The following is a 17896-nucleotide window of genomic DNA, read 5'->3' as shown; positions in this document are numbered from 1 at the left end:
TTACCTTTCATTGGTGGACTCCGTCGGAGAAAGGGGGGCTGGGACGGCGCTGTCGAGCTCGCGTGACCAGTCAATGGCATTGATGAAGACGCCGAGCGGATTCTTGCGCAGCTGATCCGTATTGCTTGGCGAGCGGATCACGATCGTGAGGATCGCAGTCCAGCGCATCGTGCTGGCAAGGCTTCCGCGCTCAAACACCTGCTCGGTCCATTTGACCTGGAATGAACTTTCGGAGGCTCTGACCACGCTGGTGACCTGTACCGAAACACTGCGCGTTCCGATCTGACCGAAGGGGTCGTTCGCCTTGGCGTATTCGTTGAGGAAGAGCGCTGCGCGATCGCTAGCAAAGTCGTACGCTGCCAACCAGTTCTGCCGAACCAAAACCGGATCGGTGGAAACGGAACGGACATTCTGGATGAAGCGGCCGAGATGCCAGGCGATCTGAGCATCCGAGGGCTCATAATTCCGGACCGCCGGCGCGACGGCGCGCGTCTCGCCGAAGCCATCGACCTCGACGACATAAGGCACGACACGGCTTTGCATCGACTGCCATACGAGTCCGCCGGAAAGCCCGGTCGCCAAGGCCAGGCAGCCAAGGGCCATGATCCGCCAGTTCCTGGCCTGCAGTCGAGATGAGCCGATGCGCTCGTCCCACAGTTGGGCGGCTTTTTGATACGGCGTGACCGGTTCGGGTGTTTTGCCGTAACGGTGCACGGGTCGCTTGAAGAGCATCTAGTCATCCTTGTCGTTGAGAGAGGGGTTGGCGCTGCCTCCCGGCCGGTCTCCGTCTCGGACAGCTTGCATGGCAGCGTGGCGATTTGCCCGGGCGGTCTGTTCAGAACGTAGGCGCCTTGCCCACGTCGGCGCCGAAACAGTGGCCGAACCGGCAGAGCGTTCGGTCATTGACGCTGTCGGCGCGCCGCCGGTCGCGGTCCACGCGGCATCGCGCCCGGCATCGGCGTTGCGCCCAACACTTGCAGTGGCGGATCGCGCTATGCGTATAGCGGCGCCGCCAGCTGCACTGGTTACACCATGCATTCCAGCAGCCACACCGGAGAGGCCAGCGTCGGGCGAGGTTGCGCGCCCGATCTGCCATGACGTGGAAGCAGCCGATCCCATTGTTGTGCCGGCTCGGATGGCGGCGAGACCGCCGCTGGTTGCCATACGCGCGCCAGCAAATGCTGTGCCTCCAGCAACGAGTGATACACCCGCTGCCGCCGCGGTCGTGCCGAGGGCGGCGCCCGCCCCAAGCTGCGGTGCGCCTGAGACGAGACCCGACGCGATCCCCGGCCCAAAAATGCCAAGGCCAAGCAGTGCCAGTGCGCCCAGTACCTGGGACATGGCACCGGCAAGATCCGGCTCCTTGCCTTGCAATGCGGAAGCGAACTCCCCGAAGAGCGTGGAGCCGATACCGACAATGACGGCGAGCACCATCACCTTGATGCCTGACGAGATAACATGGCCGAGCACGCGTTCGGCCAGGAACGCTGAACGGTTCCAAAGTGCGAATGGAACCAAAACAAAACCTGCCAGCGTGGCGAGCTTGAACTCTAGGATGGTGATGAAAAGCTGGATGGAAAGGATGAAGAAGGCGATGATAACCAGGAACCAGGCCATCAGCAGCACGAAGATGGTCAGTGCGTTGCCGAAGATTTCCGGGAAGCCCAGGAGCTGACTGGCTTGGTCAAGCATTGGCCAAGCACCTTCGAAACCGGTCGCGGCAATGCGGCCCGGGCGCAAGAGATTGTCTGCCGACAGATTGCCGGCCGACGCCTTAATCCCGAGACCGGCAAAAGAACGATAAACGATATCGGCGAGGTTCTTGAAATTGTTCAGAATGAAGGCGAAGACGCCAACATAGAGCACCTTGCGGACAAGCCGGCCGAGAACGCTGGTTTCGTCGCCGAGCGCCCACGCCAGGCCGGCAAGTGTGATGTCAATGCCGATCAGAATGGTAGTGAGGAAGGCGAGGTCGCCCGATAGCAGACCGAACCCGCTGTCGATGTAGCGGATGAAGGTCTCCATGAAGCGATCGATGACGCCAAGGTCGTTCATGCCGCTGCCTTTCTCGTCGTGATGAACTCGTGATTAATTGCCGGGATAAGCCGAGCCGGTACCCAAGAACCGCTTCGTCATCTCGCGGGCGGCTTCGTCTGACTGGGCCTTGCGGGCGGCATCCTCGGCCTCAGCTCGAAACTGCGTTGCGAGCAGCGTCTGGATCTGCATCTGCTGTTTTGTCGAAAGCGCCATCAGCTGGTTGGTGGCCTGGCTTGCCTGAAGCGCACCGGCCGCCCCTTGGCTGCGGTTGACGAGATCGGCGAGCAGATCGCCGTCGGCGCGGACGTTCTCGACGATTTGCGACTGGACACCCATGGTCTGGCGGAACGCCTGCATGGCGGTTTGCCAACGCTCCCGCGCAGCACTCGCCACATCGCTGACTTTGATCGTGGCGTCGTAGCTTTCCGGATATTGGCTGCGCCACTGGTCTTGAAGCTTGCCCAGATCAAAGCTGAGGCCACTCGCCTGGTCCATCAAGCCGTCGATGCGATGGAGTGAACCGGTGAGTTGGCCAACGGAAGAGAAATCCAGACGCTGAAGATTGCGCGCCATGTTCTGCAGCATGGTCGCCTGATTCTGCAGCGACTGGATCTGGTTGTTGATCTGCTCCAATGCGCGCGCGGCCGTCAGCACGTTCTGCGCATAATTGGACGGATCGAACACGATAAGGGCGTAGGCGGGCTGCACATAGTCGGCCATAGGCTTGGCGATCAGGGAAACGGTGATCAGGCCGGAGAGAAGGCGTCGCCGCATCATGAGAATTGCTCCTTGTCTGGTTGAGGGAATTGCTTGAGAAGTTCGCCGGCCCAATCGAGGCCGCGCGCGATCAGGAACTGCGAGGCAAAGCTGCCTTGCCCGTCTTCGGACATGATCCTGTCGATCAGAGTCTGCGTGGCCGGATCGGAAGCACCGCAAAGCGCAAGAGCGATGGGGCCAAGCTCGAGCTCGAACAGACGGTTGCCGCGGCGCGATTGCAGATAATACTGACGCTTCGGCGTGGCGCGGGCGATCAATTCGATCTGCCGCTCGCTTAAACCGAAGCGCTCGTAGGCTGTGCGCGCCTGGGGTTCCACGGCACGATCATTGGGAAGGAAAATGCGCTGCGGGCAGCTTTCGATGATTGCCGGCGCTATGCCAGAGCCCGCGATATCAGCCAGCGACTGCGTAGCGAAGACAACCGACACGTTCTTCTTTCGCAGCACCTTCAGCCATTCGCGGATGCGGGCGGCGAACAGCGGATTGTCGAGATAGACCCACGCCTCGTCGAGCATGATCAGCGTGGGCCGTCCGTCGAACCGTTCCTCAAGTCGCTGGAACAGATAGGTAAGCACCGGCAGCAAAGCGCCTTGGCTGTGCATTAACTCCTCGGTCTCGAAACACTGCACATCCGACAAGGCCAGCCCATCATGATCGGCATCGAGCAGGCGGCCGAAGGGACCGTCGAGCGTGTAGGGCATCAATGCGGTCTTCAGCGCATTGGATTGAAGCAGGACCGAAAGACCGGTCAGTGTGCGTTCCTGCGCCGGCGCGGTGGCAAGGCTGGCCAGCGCTGACCAAATAGCCTCCTTCACCTCCGGCGTGACGGTGACGTTCTCGTGGGCAACAAGGCTGGCGATCCATTCGGCCGCCCAGCTTCGGCTAGCCTGGTCGTTGATGCTGCGCAGTGGCTGAAAGGCAAGGGAACCGTCCGCTCCTAGCGCGTGGTGTTCTCCACCCATGGCAAGTGTTGCAGCACGGGCCGAATTGCCTTTGTCGAAGACATAAACCTGGGCGCCGGCATAGCGCCTGAACTGCAGAGCAATCAGAGCAAGCAGAACCGACTTGCCGGCGCCGGTCGGACCAACAACCAGCATGTGGCCGACATCTTCGACGTGGGTGGAAAGCCGAAACGGTGTCGACCCACTGGTCTCGGCAACGAAAAGCGGTGGCGCTTCGGTTTGGGTGACTTTCGCGAGATGCTCGTTTGTCGCAGGACCGGCCCAAACCGACGACAGCGGCATGAGATGGGCAAGGTTCAATGTATGAACGAGCGGTTGGCGAACGTTAGCGTAGACATGGCCAGGCAATGAGCCGAGCCAAGCCTCGACCGCATTGACGCCTTCTCGGATCGTGGTGAAGCCGAGCCCATTGATGATGCGCTCGACCGCGCGAAGCTTCTCTGCAGCGGCTTGGCGATCCTCGCCCCACACGGTCACGGTGGTGGTGAGATAGCCGAAACTCACATGATCACCGCCCAATGCCTGAAGGGCTTCGTCGGCATCGAGCGCCTTGTTGTCGGCATCGTTATCGACAAGCGGGACCGGCTCGTTGGTAATGACCTCGCGTAGGATTGCCACGATCGATTTGCGCTTGGCAAACCACTGCCGGCGCAATCGCGTCAGCGTCTTCGTGGCTTCCGTTTTCTCGAGCGGAATGAAGCGCGTCATCCAGCGATAGGCGAAATCCTGATGATTGAGGGTATCGAGGATTCCGGGCCGGGTGAGGTTCGGAAAGCCGAGGATGGTCAGTGTGCGAAGATGCTGCTCACCCAGCATCGGCTCCAGGCCACCGGTAAGCGGCGCATCGACCAGGATTGCATCCAGATATATCGGCGTTTCCGGGGCCATGATAGGATGGCGACGAGGCGAAATCGTGCCGTGGAGGTAGGTCAACGTCTGAGCATCATCGAGGACGCGTACTTCGGACATGAAACCCGAGAAGAGATCGAGCACGCGGTTGGTCTCGTCACGGAACCTCGCCAGATCCTGGCGCCAGTCTCTTTCTCCTCGGGAATAATGAGAGTCGACGAGCGCGCTTTCTGCGCGCGCCTGGGCGTCCGGCGGTGGCATAAACACCAAGGTCAGATGATAGCGGCTCTCGTAGTGCGCTACCTTCCCCTCGAAAGCAGCGCGGCGTTCTTCGTCGACCAGCCACGACGCGGCGTCAGGAAAATGCGAGTTCGGATAGCCCAGCGCTTCTGTGCGCTCGGCCTCAAAGAACAATGCCCAGCCAGAGCCAAGGCGTCTGAGAGCATTGTTCGCCCGGGCGCAAATGCCGACGAGTTCAGCCTCCGTCGCACTTTCGAGATCCGGGCCGCGGAACCGCAACGTCCGCTGAAAGCTGCCGTCCTTGTTGAGCACGATGCCGGGCGCCACCAAGGCAGCCCAGGGTAGATGGTCGGCAAGCCGGTCGGCTTTGCTTCGATATTCCGAAAGGTTCAGCATGCAAGCCACCCCTTCAGACGTAGGTGGCGCACAAGCACGCTGGCGAAGTCCGGATCGCGTCTTGCGGCAAACACCGCTAACGAGTGGCCTGCGATCCAAAGCACCAGACCAGCAATCCATTGCTGCAAGCCGAAGCCAATGGCCGCGGCCACTGTACCGTTGAGGATCGCCACCGCGCGCGGAGCCCCGCCGAGCAGGATCGGCTCGGTCAGCGCCCGGTGGACCGGTACTGCGAAGCCCTCGATATGCTGCTCCCCGGCGGCCATCAGACGAGCGCCCCACCACCGAAGGAGAAGAAGGAGAGGAAGAAGCTCGATGCCGCGAAGGCGATTGACAGACCGAAGACGATCTGAATCAGGCGCCGAAAACCACCGGCGGTGTCGCCGAAGGCAAGCGTCAGGCCGGTGGTGATAATGATGATCACCGCAACGATCTTGGCGACCGGTCCCTGCACGGACTCCAGGATCTGCTGCAGCGGCTGCTCCCACGGCATGCCGGAGCCGGCGGCATAAACCGGGGCCGTGTTAAGAAACGCGAGCGCTGTGGACGAAAGAAAGCGAAGCTTCTTGCGCATGAGGAAGGCCTTTCAAAGCTGCTGGAGTTGCGAAAGCGTGAGCGGGGCAACGGCGTAATCGCCGCTGCCGTCGAGACCGGTGACCTCGGCGATTGCGTCGATGTGGCGCGACGAGCCGCGTCCCGCTATGAAGACGATCAGATCTATCGCCTCAGCGATGAGCCGGCGGGGAACGGTGACCACCGCTTCCTGGGCGAGTTGCTCAATGCGATAGAGAGCCGAGCGCGCGGAATTGGCGTGTACGGTAGCGATGCCGCCTGGGTGCCCGGTGTTCCATGCCTTCAGCATGTCGAGCGCTTCCGCGCCCCTCACCTCGCCCACGATGATGCGGTCCGGCCTGAGCCTCAGCGTCGAGCGCACGAGATCGGCAAGGGTGACCGAGCCCCGCCTTGTTCTCAGGGCAACGCAGTCCCTGGCCGCGCACTGCAGTTCGCGTGTGTCCTCGATCAGGATCACCCGATCGTCGCATTCGGCGACTTCAGCAAGCAGAGCGTTGGCGAGTGTTGTCTTCCCCGAGGAAGTGCCGCCGGCGATCAGCATGTTGCGCCGCTCGCGGACGGCCTTTTTCAGCGCATCGGCCTGCAGCGGCAGCATGATGCGTTCGGCAACATAGTCGGCCAGGGTGTAGACTTTCGCGGCGGGCTTGCGGATGGCAAAACATGGCGCCAACACCACAGGTGGCAGCAGGCCTTCGAAGCGTTCGCCAGACGGCAATTCGGCACTGACGATCGGGTTGTCGGCGTGCGCCTCGGCGCGCACGTGCGAAGCAACCAGGCGGATGATACGTTCTGCCTCGGACGGGTGCATGTGAACGTCGGTATCGACCCGACCTTCGCCTAACCGGTCGAGTCGCAGCGCGCCGTCGGGATTGACCATCACCTCGATGACGGACGGATCGGCCAGGGCTTCGGTGATTGCCGGACCCATGGCGGTGCGCAGCATGACACGCCGCCGGTGGTCGGCCTCGGGATGAGAGCTCATCCTTCCCCTCCCCCACCATTGTCTTTGCTAAGCGACTTTTTGCCGGAAGCGATCTGGCGGCCGACCTTCTCAACGAATTTCTCGAAACGCTCTTGGGCAATAGCCTGCGTTGCCCGATCCGGGACCGGCGTGTGGGCGTGAAGGGTGATCGAAAAGCGGATGAAGAGCGCCAGGCTCTCCAGGATCACCTCGGAATCGCGCCTGACGTGGGCAAGATCGCGGGAGAGCCGGTCAAGCCTTACGCCGTAGCGCCGATCGAACTCGCTCTCGCCACGCCGCTCGATGAACGCCTCGATCGCCTTCGCCACGATCGCTGATTTGGTCGTTGACGGATCGCGACTGAGGTTGTCCAGTTTCTCGCTGAGCTCCGGCTCAAGCAGAAACTGATGGCGAATGCGGTGCGGCTTCATGCGGCTCGTTCCGACGGCCCGGCGTTGCGCCGGCGACGGGAGAAGCATCGGCCAGACGCTCAAAATTGCTTATGGCCGTTATCTACGCTGAGGTGCGCTCTGCAACTCAGCGGACTTCAGAAGCCGGGAATGACATCGTCGCCCCTGCCCTCGTTGATACCGTAGGCGCGGGCCGCAGTGGAAATCCGATCCATGACACGCTTGTCCGCGAGCGCTTCGCTGTCATCGTCTGCGGGCTTGTACAGATCGGCCTGATCGGGCTCTTGAGAGACAACAACGTCTTCTTCGGGCAGGCTTGGATGGCGTTGCTGCTGAACGCCTCCCTCGTCTTCAACTGGCGCGTCGGCGCTTTCCTCGTCCGCAGCAAGTCGGCTATCGACGCTGCACACTTGTCCAGTCCAGCCGTCCGGGCGTGATGCAGGGCAGTCCGCATAGGGTCCGTCGTGCAGCACCGGCGCAGGCAGCACCCGATCTGTGAAATTCTGATCCTGATAATAGCGCAGCTTCTTGGCGCGGATCGGCGGCAACCCAGAAACCAGGACCAATTCGTCTGACGGCGGCAATTGCATCACCTCGCCTGGCGTCAGGAGCGGGCGCGCGGTTTCCTGGCGGCTCACCATGACATGTGAAAGCCAGGGCGCAAGCCGATGGCCCGCATAGTTGCGCATCGACCTAAGTTCGGTTGCGGTGCCGAGGGCATCCGAGATGCGCTTGGCCGTGCGTTCGTCATTGGAGGAAAAGGCAATTCGCACGTGGCAATTGTCGAGAATAGCATTGTTCTCGCCATAGGCCTTTGAAACCTGGTTCAAAGATTGTGCGATCAGATAGGAGCGAATGCCATAACCTGCCATGAAGGCGAGCGCCGTTTCGAAGAAGTCGAGGCGACCGAGCGCCGGAAACTCGTCCAGCATCATGAGCAGCTGATGCTTACGGCTCTTCTTCGGGTCCCCCTCCAGACGCTCCGTCAACCGCCTGCCGATCTGGTTCAAGATCAGTCGCACCAAAGGCTTGGTGCGCGAGATATCCGAAGGCGGCACGACCAGATAGAGCGACAGCGGTCGCTCTCCATCCACTAGGTCAGCGATGCGCCAGTCGCAGGACGAAGTGGCCGCCGCGACCGTTGGATCACGATAAAGCCCAAGAAAGGACATGGCGGTCGAGAGGACGCCTGAGCGCTCGTTTTCCGACTTGTTCAGGAGTTCGCGAGCCGCCGAGGCCACTACGGGATGGACCTGAGGGTTATGCCCCGTCCCGAGATGGTTTGTCGTCATCATCCGCCGTAGCGTTGCGGCAAACGAGCGTTGCGGGTCCGACAGGAAGGTGGCGACGCGGGCTAGCGTCTTGTCCTCTTCAGCGTAGAGCACGTGCAAAATGGCGCCAACTAGGAGTGAATGGCTGGTCTTCTCCCAGTGGTTCCGTCGCTCCAGCGCGCCCTCGGGATCGACGAGGATGTCGGCGATGTTTTGAACGTCCCGGATCTCATCTGGGCCTTTGCGCACCTCCAGCAGCGGGTTGTAGCGTGCCGATCTCGGGTCGGTCGGATTGAACAGAAGGCAGTACGAGAATTTCGACCGCCAGCCGGAGGTCAACTGCCAATTTTCGCCTTTTATATCATGAATGATGGCAGACCCGGTCCAGGAAAGTAGCGTTGGAACAACCAGCCCCACGCCCTTGCCCGAACGCGTCGGCGCAAATGCCATGACGTGCTCCGGGCCGTCATGGCGCAGATAGCGATCGTTCAGCCTACCGAGGAAAACGCCCGCCGGCCGTAACAACCCTGCCGTCTCGACCTCATGAGTCGTGGCCCACCGTGAAGACCCATAGGTCGTAACCGACCCGCGCTGTCGCGCGCGCAAAAGCGAGCCTGCGATTGCGGCGGCACAGCCCAGGAATCCGCTGGCGCCTGCAAGCGTACCGGCTTTGTCGAAGACCTCCGGCGCATAAGCATCGAAGTGGAACCACCATTCAAACAGCTTCCACGGCTTGTAGATTGGCCAGCCGGCGAAGAGAAACCATGGTGCGCCGAGAGGCGTCTGGTAGGTCAGCATTTGAGCGCACCATTGGGTTGCCGTCCATACGCCGATAATGACAATTGCGCACACAACGGCGATCTGCCCGATCAGTAGCTTCGTAGGTGTCATCGGCTTGGCCCGCTGAACAACGCGACCTAGCATCGCGCGGTGCAGCCGGGACAGGAATGTTCCTCACATACGATTTGGGAGCAATGAACGACTTCCTACTATGCAGGTCGGTCAGCACGCGTGTTGCGCCTTCACGCGACACCATCCTCTCCATTCACCCTGAGGCCCGGCGCCGCCGACAGTTGCGTGACCGCTCCTCCGCAAAGTTATCTTCTGCGTTCAGGGAGCCAGGGCGCCTGGGCTGGCTGATGAACACCGTCCGCTCGCGCATGTGGGGTCGAATTGATTTGTGCCCAAGTGGAGGCAGGCTCATCATTCAACAGTTGCCGCAGTTCCCCTGGCTCGAACGCCATCATTGGTGGGGAGGCAGGCTCGTCTTCCAACAGTTGCCGCAGTTCCCCTGGCTCGAACGCCATCATTGGTGGGGAGTCAGGCTCGTCTTCCAACAGTTGCCGCAGTTCCCCTGGCTCGAATGCCATCATCGGTGGGGAGGCGGGTTCATCCTCCAGCAGCTGCCGCGGCTCTTCCTCGTGCGGCAAGGGCCTCCTTAGCCGGTCTTGCAGCGCCTGCCGATCGGCAACGAGGTTGTCGAGGGGCAGCGGCTCGTGGTCTGGCCGCTGCCCTTTCACCAATCGTTCAACCAGCGCCCACGTGCCCTCCAGGACAAATACGCCGCAATCATAATGGTTCGTCTGTCTGGCCATGGGGGCTGGCGCCAAGGTAGCATTCAGCAGTCCTGCGAGCTGTTTTGCAGGCACGTCGTTATATCCCTCTCGCTGGAGGGAGTCGTAGTGATAGGCGAACCGCCTTTCGGGGTCGCGGCGATCAACGAGCAGCAGCGACCAATGGGTGCCGGGGCTAGTAGCCGTGCCATTATTCACTGGCAAGAACAGGAAGTCGGCTGTGGCGTTGTTTTGATTATAGATGGACTGCAATATGCCTCGAGCGTCTTGCGGCGACGTGTGTCGCAGTAGATGGGATACGGAAGGATCCACCAGCCGAGTCCGGGCAGCGAGCGCCGGATTGATCCCCTGCAGTTGCCGCTCCAGCAAATTGTAATCTCTCTGGACATGGGCGTCGCTCAGCCATTCGGCGGCGCCGAGCACCCGCCCCGTTGCAACGTTGGACGGGGCTGTCGGATCGAGCGCCCCGATCTGAGCCCCAGAGGAACTGGTCGTCAGTGTGGTCACATCAACCAGTGGAAGGCCGCGGTAGGTGCCTGGCAGCTTAGCGGTTGCTGGCGAGGCGGGTTGGGGAGCTCTTGCCGGTGCCGCTGGCCCAGCTTCAGCAGCGGCCCCAACGCGCCTGGTGACTGCGTCTGCCGGATGAGCAGCAAGGACAGTTTCGCGCCCGAGCACAATGCGCGGCAGGATATCCCGGAGGTGAGCCAATGCAGAACCGATACTTAGTCTATTACCATAGGAGACAGCCTTGAAGCTCTCAACATCTTTATCCAGCGATTTGTCGTGAATCCGAGCGGCAATCCCAGGCTTGTTATTTTGACGCAGATACTGGCTAAAATGTCTAAGAAAATTTGTATAGCCGCCCACGGTATCTGGATTCCGTCCGGTCGCAGGCGCTGCCAGGTACTCCTTGGTCGAAGCGGCTCTGTAATCTCTAATGAGCTCGGCATCGTCAGGATAGGGGATCACGAGAGGGCGACCCATAATCGGGGCTCCGCTTGTCGACTTCTTGAGGTAACGCAGTGCGCCAGCCACGGTGGAGGAACCACCCGTACTCTCATACTCTTTGAGATCCTGATCCAGCGACGAATGGTAAAGCCGAGCAGCAAACCCTGGCTTGTTGTTTTGAAGGAGCCACCGACTAAAGCCGAAAAGAGAATTTACATTGAAAGTGACCGTGTTCGCGCTGGCCTTACCCGCGTGGAATGCTGCCCTCAGCCCTTCGATAGCGGTCGCATCGTTGGAATAGACAGGACGCTTGTCGGAACCGTTGGGGACTACAATTGGACGATCCGGCTGCACTGTCGAGGGCATCGAACCACCAGCTCCGGGATGCGGTGCTGGGGTGGATTCGTGTTCATCCCTCTGCCTGACGAGCTGCGCCTCAGATTCCGGTGTAGCCACCTTATGAGGATCCTGCATCGGTTCGATCCCCTCCATCTCCTGCTGCAACCAAGCCAAAGCTTGGCGAGCGGCGGCTTCATCAACCGCGGAGGATGTCTCCACACCTCTGGCGGACGCCGGCAGAGCCTGCTCCGCCCGCCGTCGAAAGAGCTCTGGCGAGGCGGATTTCTCCGCCCACAATCTGGGCTGCGTAGCGAGTCCCCGTCCAGATTTATGTGGCACCGCCTCGCTTGGCAGCGGGCTGCTCCTGTCCCGTGCAGCTACCAGCCCCTCCGGGGCGCCCTGGTCGCCGTGGCGCCAGTTCAAGTGAGGGACGGCCTCTCCAAAGTCGGGTGCTTGGTGTTGGTGCGCGGTTGGGGCGAGAGACAATGGTAGATCGGTGCCCTCCTTATAACCTACCGGCAGGAGCTCCTCTGGCCAATCGAATCCCTGCTGTGGTGCGGTATGCTGAGCAGCGTCGCCACGGGGACGAGCCTCCATGCTGACCGCGTTTTCCAGATGACTCCCGAGTATAACGCGCGGCGGGTGCTTGCGGATATAAACCAGTGCAGATTCGATCGGAGCTCCACGAGTAGAGGAGGCGGCCTTGTAGCTCTCAACATCTTTATCCAGCGATTCATCGTAAATCCGGCCCGCAATCCCGAGCTTGTCATTTTGACGTAGGTAATGACTGAAATGGTTAAGAGCAGTTGCGTAGCCGCTCGCGGATCTGAAATGTCTAGTGAGCGCGGCGTCGTCAGGATGGGGGTTCAGGACAGCGCGACCCACAATCGGGGCGGCTCCGCCTATCGGCTTCATCAGTTGACGCAGTGCGCCAGCCACTGTGGAGGAACCACCCCTACTCTCGTACTCCTCGAGATCCTGGCTCAGCGACGGATGGTAAAGCCGAGCAGCAAACCCTGGCTTTTTGTTTTGAAAGAGCCAACGACTAAAGCCGAAAAGAGAATTTGCGCTGCGAGTGACCGTGTCCGGCCTGGCTTTACCCGCAAGGAGTGCAGACTTCAGCCCTTCGATGGCGGTGGCATCGTTGGAATAAACAGGACGCTTGTCGGCACCGTCGGGGGCCACAATTGGACGATCCGGCTGCACTGTCGAGGGCATCGACCCATCGAGATGCGGCGCTGGGGTGTATTCGTGCTCATCCCCCTGCATCGCGAGCTGCGCCTCCCGTTCCGATGTACCCACCTGATGGGCAGGGAGTTGCATCATCGCGCGAGCGCCTGAGTCACCAACCTGACCTGGTTGCCGCTCAGTCACAGCATGCTGCAGATTGCTTTGGATCCTCTGCCTCTTCGTTGGTCTCAACTCACCTTTGCCATGCGAGCCATTGACGAGGACATCCTCGCCTGGTGCACTCATCAACTCATCCGCCGCCTGCAATTCGCCCAAGTGCTGCTCAAAACCGGCTTGGCCGGCTTGTCCGCTTGCTCGTGCGGTACGGCGTGCTGCACCTGCAGCCAAGCTGCTACGATGAATGTCCAGTTTGTACGGGTGCACGCTAGCCTCACTTCCACAGATCACATGAGCAACCTACTCAGGCAAGCTTTCGAAAGGCTGACGAGGTCCGCCGCCGCGGAAGGCGAAGGCTGGTTTTCTGCTCAGCGGTTGACGGCCTAGCGTGTTGCGGCCGCGCCGGGTATCACGCCAATCAATCTGAATAGTCGATGCGTCAAACGAACCAGGATAGGATTTTCGTAGCGGGGCTGCTCTACTCACTCTTGTCCTGAGGTAGAATTCAACCATATCGCCGAGCAACTGGATGCCGATTGGATACCCGATCCGGAAAGCTTCAGCTCATATGTGACGCGAGGATGAGAATCGTGGCAGCTCCAGACCGACGGGCTGCCACCCACAGCGGCGATGACCGACGAGGGTCTTCTATTGCCAAGGTAATCGTCCGTTCGGGGACCTATGTGTTCCTATGCTCGTCGAGCGGATCGGGTGGGCCGCACCGCCGTAGCGTTACGGCGAGCGGAAGCGGCGTTGGGTGCGGCTTTTCCCCTGAACGCTTCACACCAGGCTGATAGGGGATCTTGCAATCGCACACACGCGGTCTGCAGGCGTGCCTATCAAGCAGTTTGCTCAGACCAACGTCGCGGCGAGCCTATCCTCAATACGCAGCGCAAGTCCTAGACTCCACGATCGTCCTTCGGTGCAGATTTGCTCGCGCCTCGCCCTGATTACAGCCGATAAGGCGAGCTAACAATTGCAAGAGCCACAAGCTACTCCAGCTCGATCGGTTTGCTGTTCCAGTCGGGCGGGGTCTGACCGAGAATGTTGCGAACGAAGAAGTCTAGGAGTTTGCGCTCGGTGTAGGTGCCTAGAGTATGGTGATTGGCACCAGGAACGTAGACCATGTCAAAATCTTTTCCTGCCTTGATGAGTCGATCGGCAAGCTGGAACGAGCAAAACGGATCGACATTATCATCCATTTCGCCGACCGCGATCATCAGCTTGCCCTGCAGCCTGTGAGCATTGTCAACGGCGGAGGATTGCGAATATTCAATGCCGACCGGCCACCCCATCCACAGTTCATTCCACCAGGTCTTGTCTATCCTGTTGTCGAAGCAGCCGTTTTTGGCGACGGCGACCTTGTAGAAATCGGGGTGAAAGAGCAGCGCGCTGACTGCACTCTGGCCGCCGGCGGATGCGCCAAAAATGCCGACGTTGGATATGTCGTACCATGGATATTGCGCGGCCGCCGCCTTGTGCCACAGAATGCGATCGGGAAATCCTGCGTCCTTCAGATTCTTCCAAGCAACATCATGGAAGGCGCGGGAGCGGTTGTTGGTGCCCATGCCGTCGATCTGAGCAACGACGAAGCCCAGCTGCGTGAGCGGCTCTGTCCACCGCGAGAAGGATTTTGGGACGAAGGAGCCGTGGGGTCCAGCATAGATATTCTCCACAACCGGGTATTTCTTCGTCGGGTCGAAGTTGGAGGTGGAGCACGCCCCAGATGTCAGTTTTGCCGTCGCGCCCCTTGGAATGGAAACTGAGCGGCGGCTGCCAGCCTGCGGCGACGAGCTCGGAAATGTCGGCCGTCTCGATCTGCTGGAGCTTGGCATTGTCGCTGGCGCGGTAGAGTGCCATGCGCGGGGGCAGATCGATGCGTGACCAGAGATCGACATAATAGCGCCTGTCAGGCGAGAACTCGATATGGTGGTTGGCCGGTTCGGGCGTCAGTGCAGTCAGTCCCTTGCCGTCAAAGCCGATGCGGTAAGCATGGACCCAATAGGGGTCCTCCTGCGAGTTCATCCCGCTCGCCTCGAACCAGATCTGACGCTTCACCGGATCGACATGGTTGACCCTCCGGACGACCCACTCACCTCGGGTGATCTGGTTTTCGAGCGCGCCTGTCCGGCCGTTGAAAAGATACAAATGCTCATACCCGTCGCGCTCTGATGCCCAGATGATCTCCTTCCCGTCATCGACATCGTAACGGAAGATTTTTCCGGCATCCTCCTGGCCATGCCCCAGCGGCAAATAATCCACGAATGTCTCGCTGGTCTCATCGATCAGGGAGCGCCCGCGGCCCGAGGCGGCGTCTACCTCGACCAAGCGATAGAGCTGATGCCCGCGCTGGTTATATTCGAAAGTGAAGCCGCGGCTGTCCGCCCACCACCGGAGAGGGGAAAGTTCGAAGACGTTCGAGAAGAGGGCACCGTCAATCACGATCTGGCGCCGGCCGGCAATGTCGAACAGGACTGGCTGGGGCAGCGGAAGGACATCGCCCGGCCTGGGATAGAATATTGTTGAATATTCCCGCTCCAACTGGTCCGTCGATGAATTGAGGTAGCGGACCTCTCGCCTATAGCCGGGGCGAACAAGGTAAGCGGCGAGGTGGCGCGAGTCCGGCGACCAGCTCAGCGTCGAAAAGACGTAGCAATTGCCTTCGGCTCCGTCCCGGCTCAGAGGAACATCCTGCAATCCGTCCTCGCTGCGCAGGAAAACGTTGCAGTTCTTGATATAGGCGATCCATTTGCCGTCGGGCGACGCGTTGCTCTTGTCGGGGTTGTTCTCCGCTGGCGGCGTGTAGCGGTGGCTGAGCTCCCTACGGTCCCCTTTCCTTGCATCGAATGTGGTGCTGGTACAGTCATAGCTTGCAAGGTCGCAGCTCCACCGGGTGTCTTCAATCTGGAAGTCGAGCCTGCGACCATCCTCACTCAGTTCGAAACGGTCGAACGGAAGATTGCCGGCTTGATAGCTCTCATGGCTCACCTTGTTTAGCGCTGCCGCCAGACGCGCCTGATCGAAAGCGGGCCGCTTGAAACCCGTGGCAGCATCGACCTGCATGAACTGCTGCTCGCCGTGGCTAGTCCGGCGGTAGACGAAGGCTTCACCCCCGGTCAGCCAGAAAGGCATTTTGGGGACATTGACAGTGAGCCCGCCATATCGATCGTTGATCGTAAGTGCGCGCTTGAAATCGGCCGGCGCTAGCGTCGGGTGTAAACTTTTCGAACCCTTGGCCAGCGTCTGAGTTGCCGATCGCCATGCCGCGCGCGTCAAAGCGCCGATCCTGGACATACCTGTTCACTTCTTTCGGTTTTCGGAATGCTAATTTTGAAGTTGGGTTCTCGTCGCCGGTCTGCAGCAGCGCCGAGCGTCGCCTTGGAGGAGAGCCAGCACGCGGGTGCAGCCAGGCACGCGCAACAGGGGCGCTCCTTGGACATCCAGGCACTGGTTCGGGTGCCGATTGAAGAGTTGGCGTCCGTCGCCGAAACAACCAGGAAAGAGCGTCCATGCAGCCCTGACGCGACTATTTCCCCGCGAGTATGGCCGCTTGCTTTTCTGCATCATCTGAAAGGTCCTGCTCTAGTCGGGCCGGATGTCACCCCGGCAGATTGTGCTATTTCGACAATCTCCGAGCGATTGCCGCCGGCCCATGACGAGGTTTACCGATAGGGCGCAATATGCGTGCCAAAGGAAAAGCGGTTTAATACACGGCAATCCGCCTATGTCGCATCCCCAACATCGTCGCACACCGGACAATGCCGGACGATATTGTCCCGGGGCGTCAAATTGGTTTGATGGTGACCCAACAACTGGCGGATGACGATCTCGAAATGCGCGACAACGGCCTCGGTGGACACTGTCGCCGCGCCCAGCACGCTGGCCGCCTGCCCGGCGATGTCCGCGCCCAGGCGGATGGCCTTGGCCACGTCGACGCCATCGCGGATCCCGCCCGACGCGATCAGCTTCACCGTTGGCAGCGCCCGACGCACCGCCTGCACGCTGGTCAGGGTGGGAATCCCCCAATTGGCGAATGACATCGCCACTGCACGGTCGGCGGCATTGCGGGCGCGCTCGCCCTCCACTGCGGCCCAACTGGTGCCGCCGGCGCCGGCGACATCGATTACCGCCACGCCCGCCTCGACGAGCGCACAGGCCACCGAGGCGGACAGGCCGCCCCCACTTCCTTGGCCACGATCGGCACGCCCACGATGCGCGCGGCGCCAGCGATCAGCGCCAGGACGCCGCGCCAGTCGCGGTCGCCCTCCCGGCTGTACCGCTTCCTGCAGCGGATTGAGATGGACGATGAGCCCATCGGCCTCCAGCGCGTCCACCGCGCGACGCGCCAGGTCCAGGCCGTCGGCCTCCCGCAGTTGCGCGGCGCCGATATTGGCCAGCAAGGGAATGTCTGGCGCCAGGCGGCGCAGCGCGCGCGTTAGCCCCTGGGAGTTACGGGATTGCAGGCTCACACGCTGCGAACCGCACATGGCGATCTGCAAGGCTTGCGCTGCCTCGCTCAAATGCCGGTTGATGGCCTCGGCCCGTGGCATGCCGCCGGCCATAGAGCTGATCAGCAGCGGCGCGCGCATAGCCTTGCCCAGCAGCGAGGCGCGCAGGTCGATCTGCGTCAGGTCCAACTCGGGCAGTGCGCAGTGTTCGAAATGGATGTACTCCCAGCCAGCGGCCACCGTGGCCGGCGCCGTTCGCCGATCCAGCACCAGCGAAGCGCGCAGCTGAGCGCAGCCCTCGAATCCGGAGAGAACGCACGGTACGCCGTGCCCCAGCGCCTGCTCCACGGCGGCGAGCTGCTCCGGCGCGATCAGGCCAACGTCGTTGCAATCGTCTAGCCAGAACAGCAGCGCCAGTTCGCGATAGAACGCCACGATCAGCGTTTTTTCGGGCGCTGGTGTCGCGCAGGCTCGGGTGAATGCGTTGCAGGATTGGGGGACGCGTGACGCAGTCAAAGCTCCCCTTGCCAAGCACGGAGCAGGCGAGTGAGAGAGCAGATGAATAGGCGTGTCGCCAATATTTTCGCATTGCTCTAATCGATTATAGTTGTGAGGAGCAATTTGAGACCATTTACTTGCGGCTCAAGTCACCCATAAAAGAAGGCAAGCACCGATTCGGTAGCTTATCCCCTGTCTTTCGCGTACTCGCGGCCGTGGCGCCGGGTGAACGATTGAAGACCGCCGGTCTCACTCGCAGGTGGGCG

The 17896-nt window shown here is 60.9% G+C and carries 10 protein-coding genes and 3 pseudogenes; all 13 read right to left on the bottom strand.

Going from position 1 to position 17896, the window contains the following annotated elements; genetic code table 11:
- Positions 1 to 732, bottom strand: a complete 732-nt coding sequence (gene trbF / locus EOB49_RS13045) for a conjugal transfer protein TrbF (protein WP_126063930.1) — start codon at positions 730 to 732, stop codon at positions 1 to 3.
- Positions 733 to 2055 carry a P-type conjugative transfer protein TrbL gene (gene trbL / locus EOB49_RS13040; RefSeq protein WP_127317705.1) on the bottom strand — a complete coding sequence of 441 codons (1323 nt, stop codon included), beginning with the start codon at positions 2053 to 2055 and terminating at the stop codon, positions 733 to 735.
- A 33-nt stretch (positions 2056 to 2088) separates the two neighbouring features.
- On the bottom strand, positions 2089 to 2814 hold the full coding sequence (gene trbJ / locus EOB49_RS13035) for a P-type conjugative transfer protein TrbJ (RefSeq protein WP_024502854.1): 726 nt from the start codon (positions 2812 to 2814) through the stop codon (positions 2089 to 2091).
- On the bottom strand, positions 2811 to 5261 hold the full coding sequence (trbE, locus tag EOB49_RS13030; RefSeq protein WP_126057782.1) for a conjugal transfer protein TrbE: 2451 nt from the start codon (positions 5259 to 5261) through the stop codon (positions 2811 to 2813). The genes trbJ and trbE overlap by 4 nt, the downstream gene beginning before the upstream one ends.
- On the bottom strand, positions 5255 to 5527 hold the full coding sequence (locus tag EOB49_RS13025) for a VirB3 family type IV secretion system protein (RefSeq protein ID WP_024502852.1): 273 nt from the start codon (positions 5525 to 5527) through the stop codon (positions 5255 to 5257). Before EOB49_RS13025 ends, trbE begins: the two co-directional genes overlap by 7 nt.
- Complete coding sequence (locus EOB49_RS13020; RefSeq protein WP_126057781.1) at positions 5527 to 5835, bottom strand: TrbC/VirB2 family protein; 309 nt, start codon at positions 5833 to 5835, stop codon at positions 5527 to 5529. Before EOB49_RS13020 ends, EOB49_RS13025 begins: the two co-directional genes overlap by 1 nt.
- A gap of 12 nt (positions 5836 to 5847) precedes the next feature.
- Positions 5848 to 6816 carry a P-type conjugative transfer ATPase TrbB gene (gene trbB, locus EOB49_RS13015; RefSeq protein WP_024502850.1) on the bottom strand — a complete coding sequence of 323 codons (969 nt, stop codon included), beginning with the start codon at positions 6814 to 6816 and terminating at the stop codon, positions 5848 to 5850.
- A complete protein-coding gene (locus EOB49_RS13010) occupies positions 6813 to 7226 on the bottom strand; it encodes a CopG family transcriptional regulator (protein WP_095488561.1) in 414 nt (137 codons plus the stop codon). Before EOB49_RS13010 ends, trbB begins: the two co-directional genes overlap by 4 nt.
- A gap of 116 nt (positions 7227 to 7342) precedes the next feature.
- Entirely contained in the window at positions 7343 to 9367 is a 2025-nt protein-coding gene (locus EOB49_RS13005; RefSeq protein ID WP_024502848.1) for a conjugal transfer protein TraG, read from the bottom strand.
- A gap of 206 nt (positions 9368 to 9573) precedes the next feature.
- Positions 9574 to 12843, bottom strand: a complete 3270-nt coding sequence (locus EOB49_RS13000) for a Ulp1 family isopeptidase (RefSeq protein ID WP_245472678.1) — start codon at positions 12841 to 12843, stop codon at positions 9574 to 9576.
- 833 nt (positions 12844 to 13676) lie between these two features.
- Positions 13677 to 15978, bottom strand: a pseudogene (locus EOB49_RS12995) (prolyl oligopeptidase family serine peptidase).
- Between the two features lie 515 nt (positions 15979 to 16493).
- Positions 16494 to 17417, bottom strand: a pseudogene (gene fni, locus EOB49_RS12990) (type 2 isopentenyl-diphosphate Delta-isomerase); the annotation flags it as partial.
- Positions 17406 to 17625 (bottom strand): annotated as a pseudogene (locus EOB49_RS36940) (hypothetical protein); the annotation flags it as partial. The pseudogenes fni and EOB49_RS36940, both read right to left, overlap by 12 nt.
- Positions 17626 to 17896: the final 271 nt, after the last annotated feature.

The organism is Mesorhizobium sp. M7A.F.Ca.MR.148.00.0.0, assembly GCF_003997735.1.
Classification (GTDB): Bacteria; Pseudomonadota; Alphaproteobacteria; order Rhizobiales; family Rhizobiaceae; genus Mesorhizobium.
This window is presented reverse-complemented; position numbering and strand designations above follow the sequence as displayed.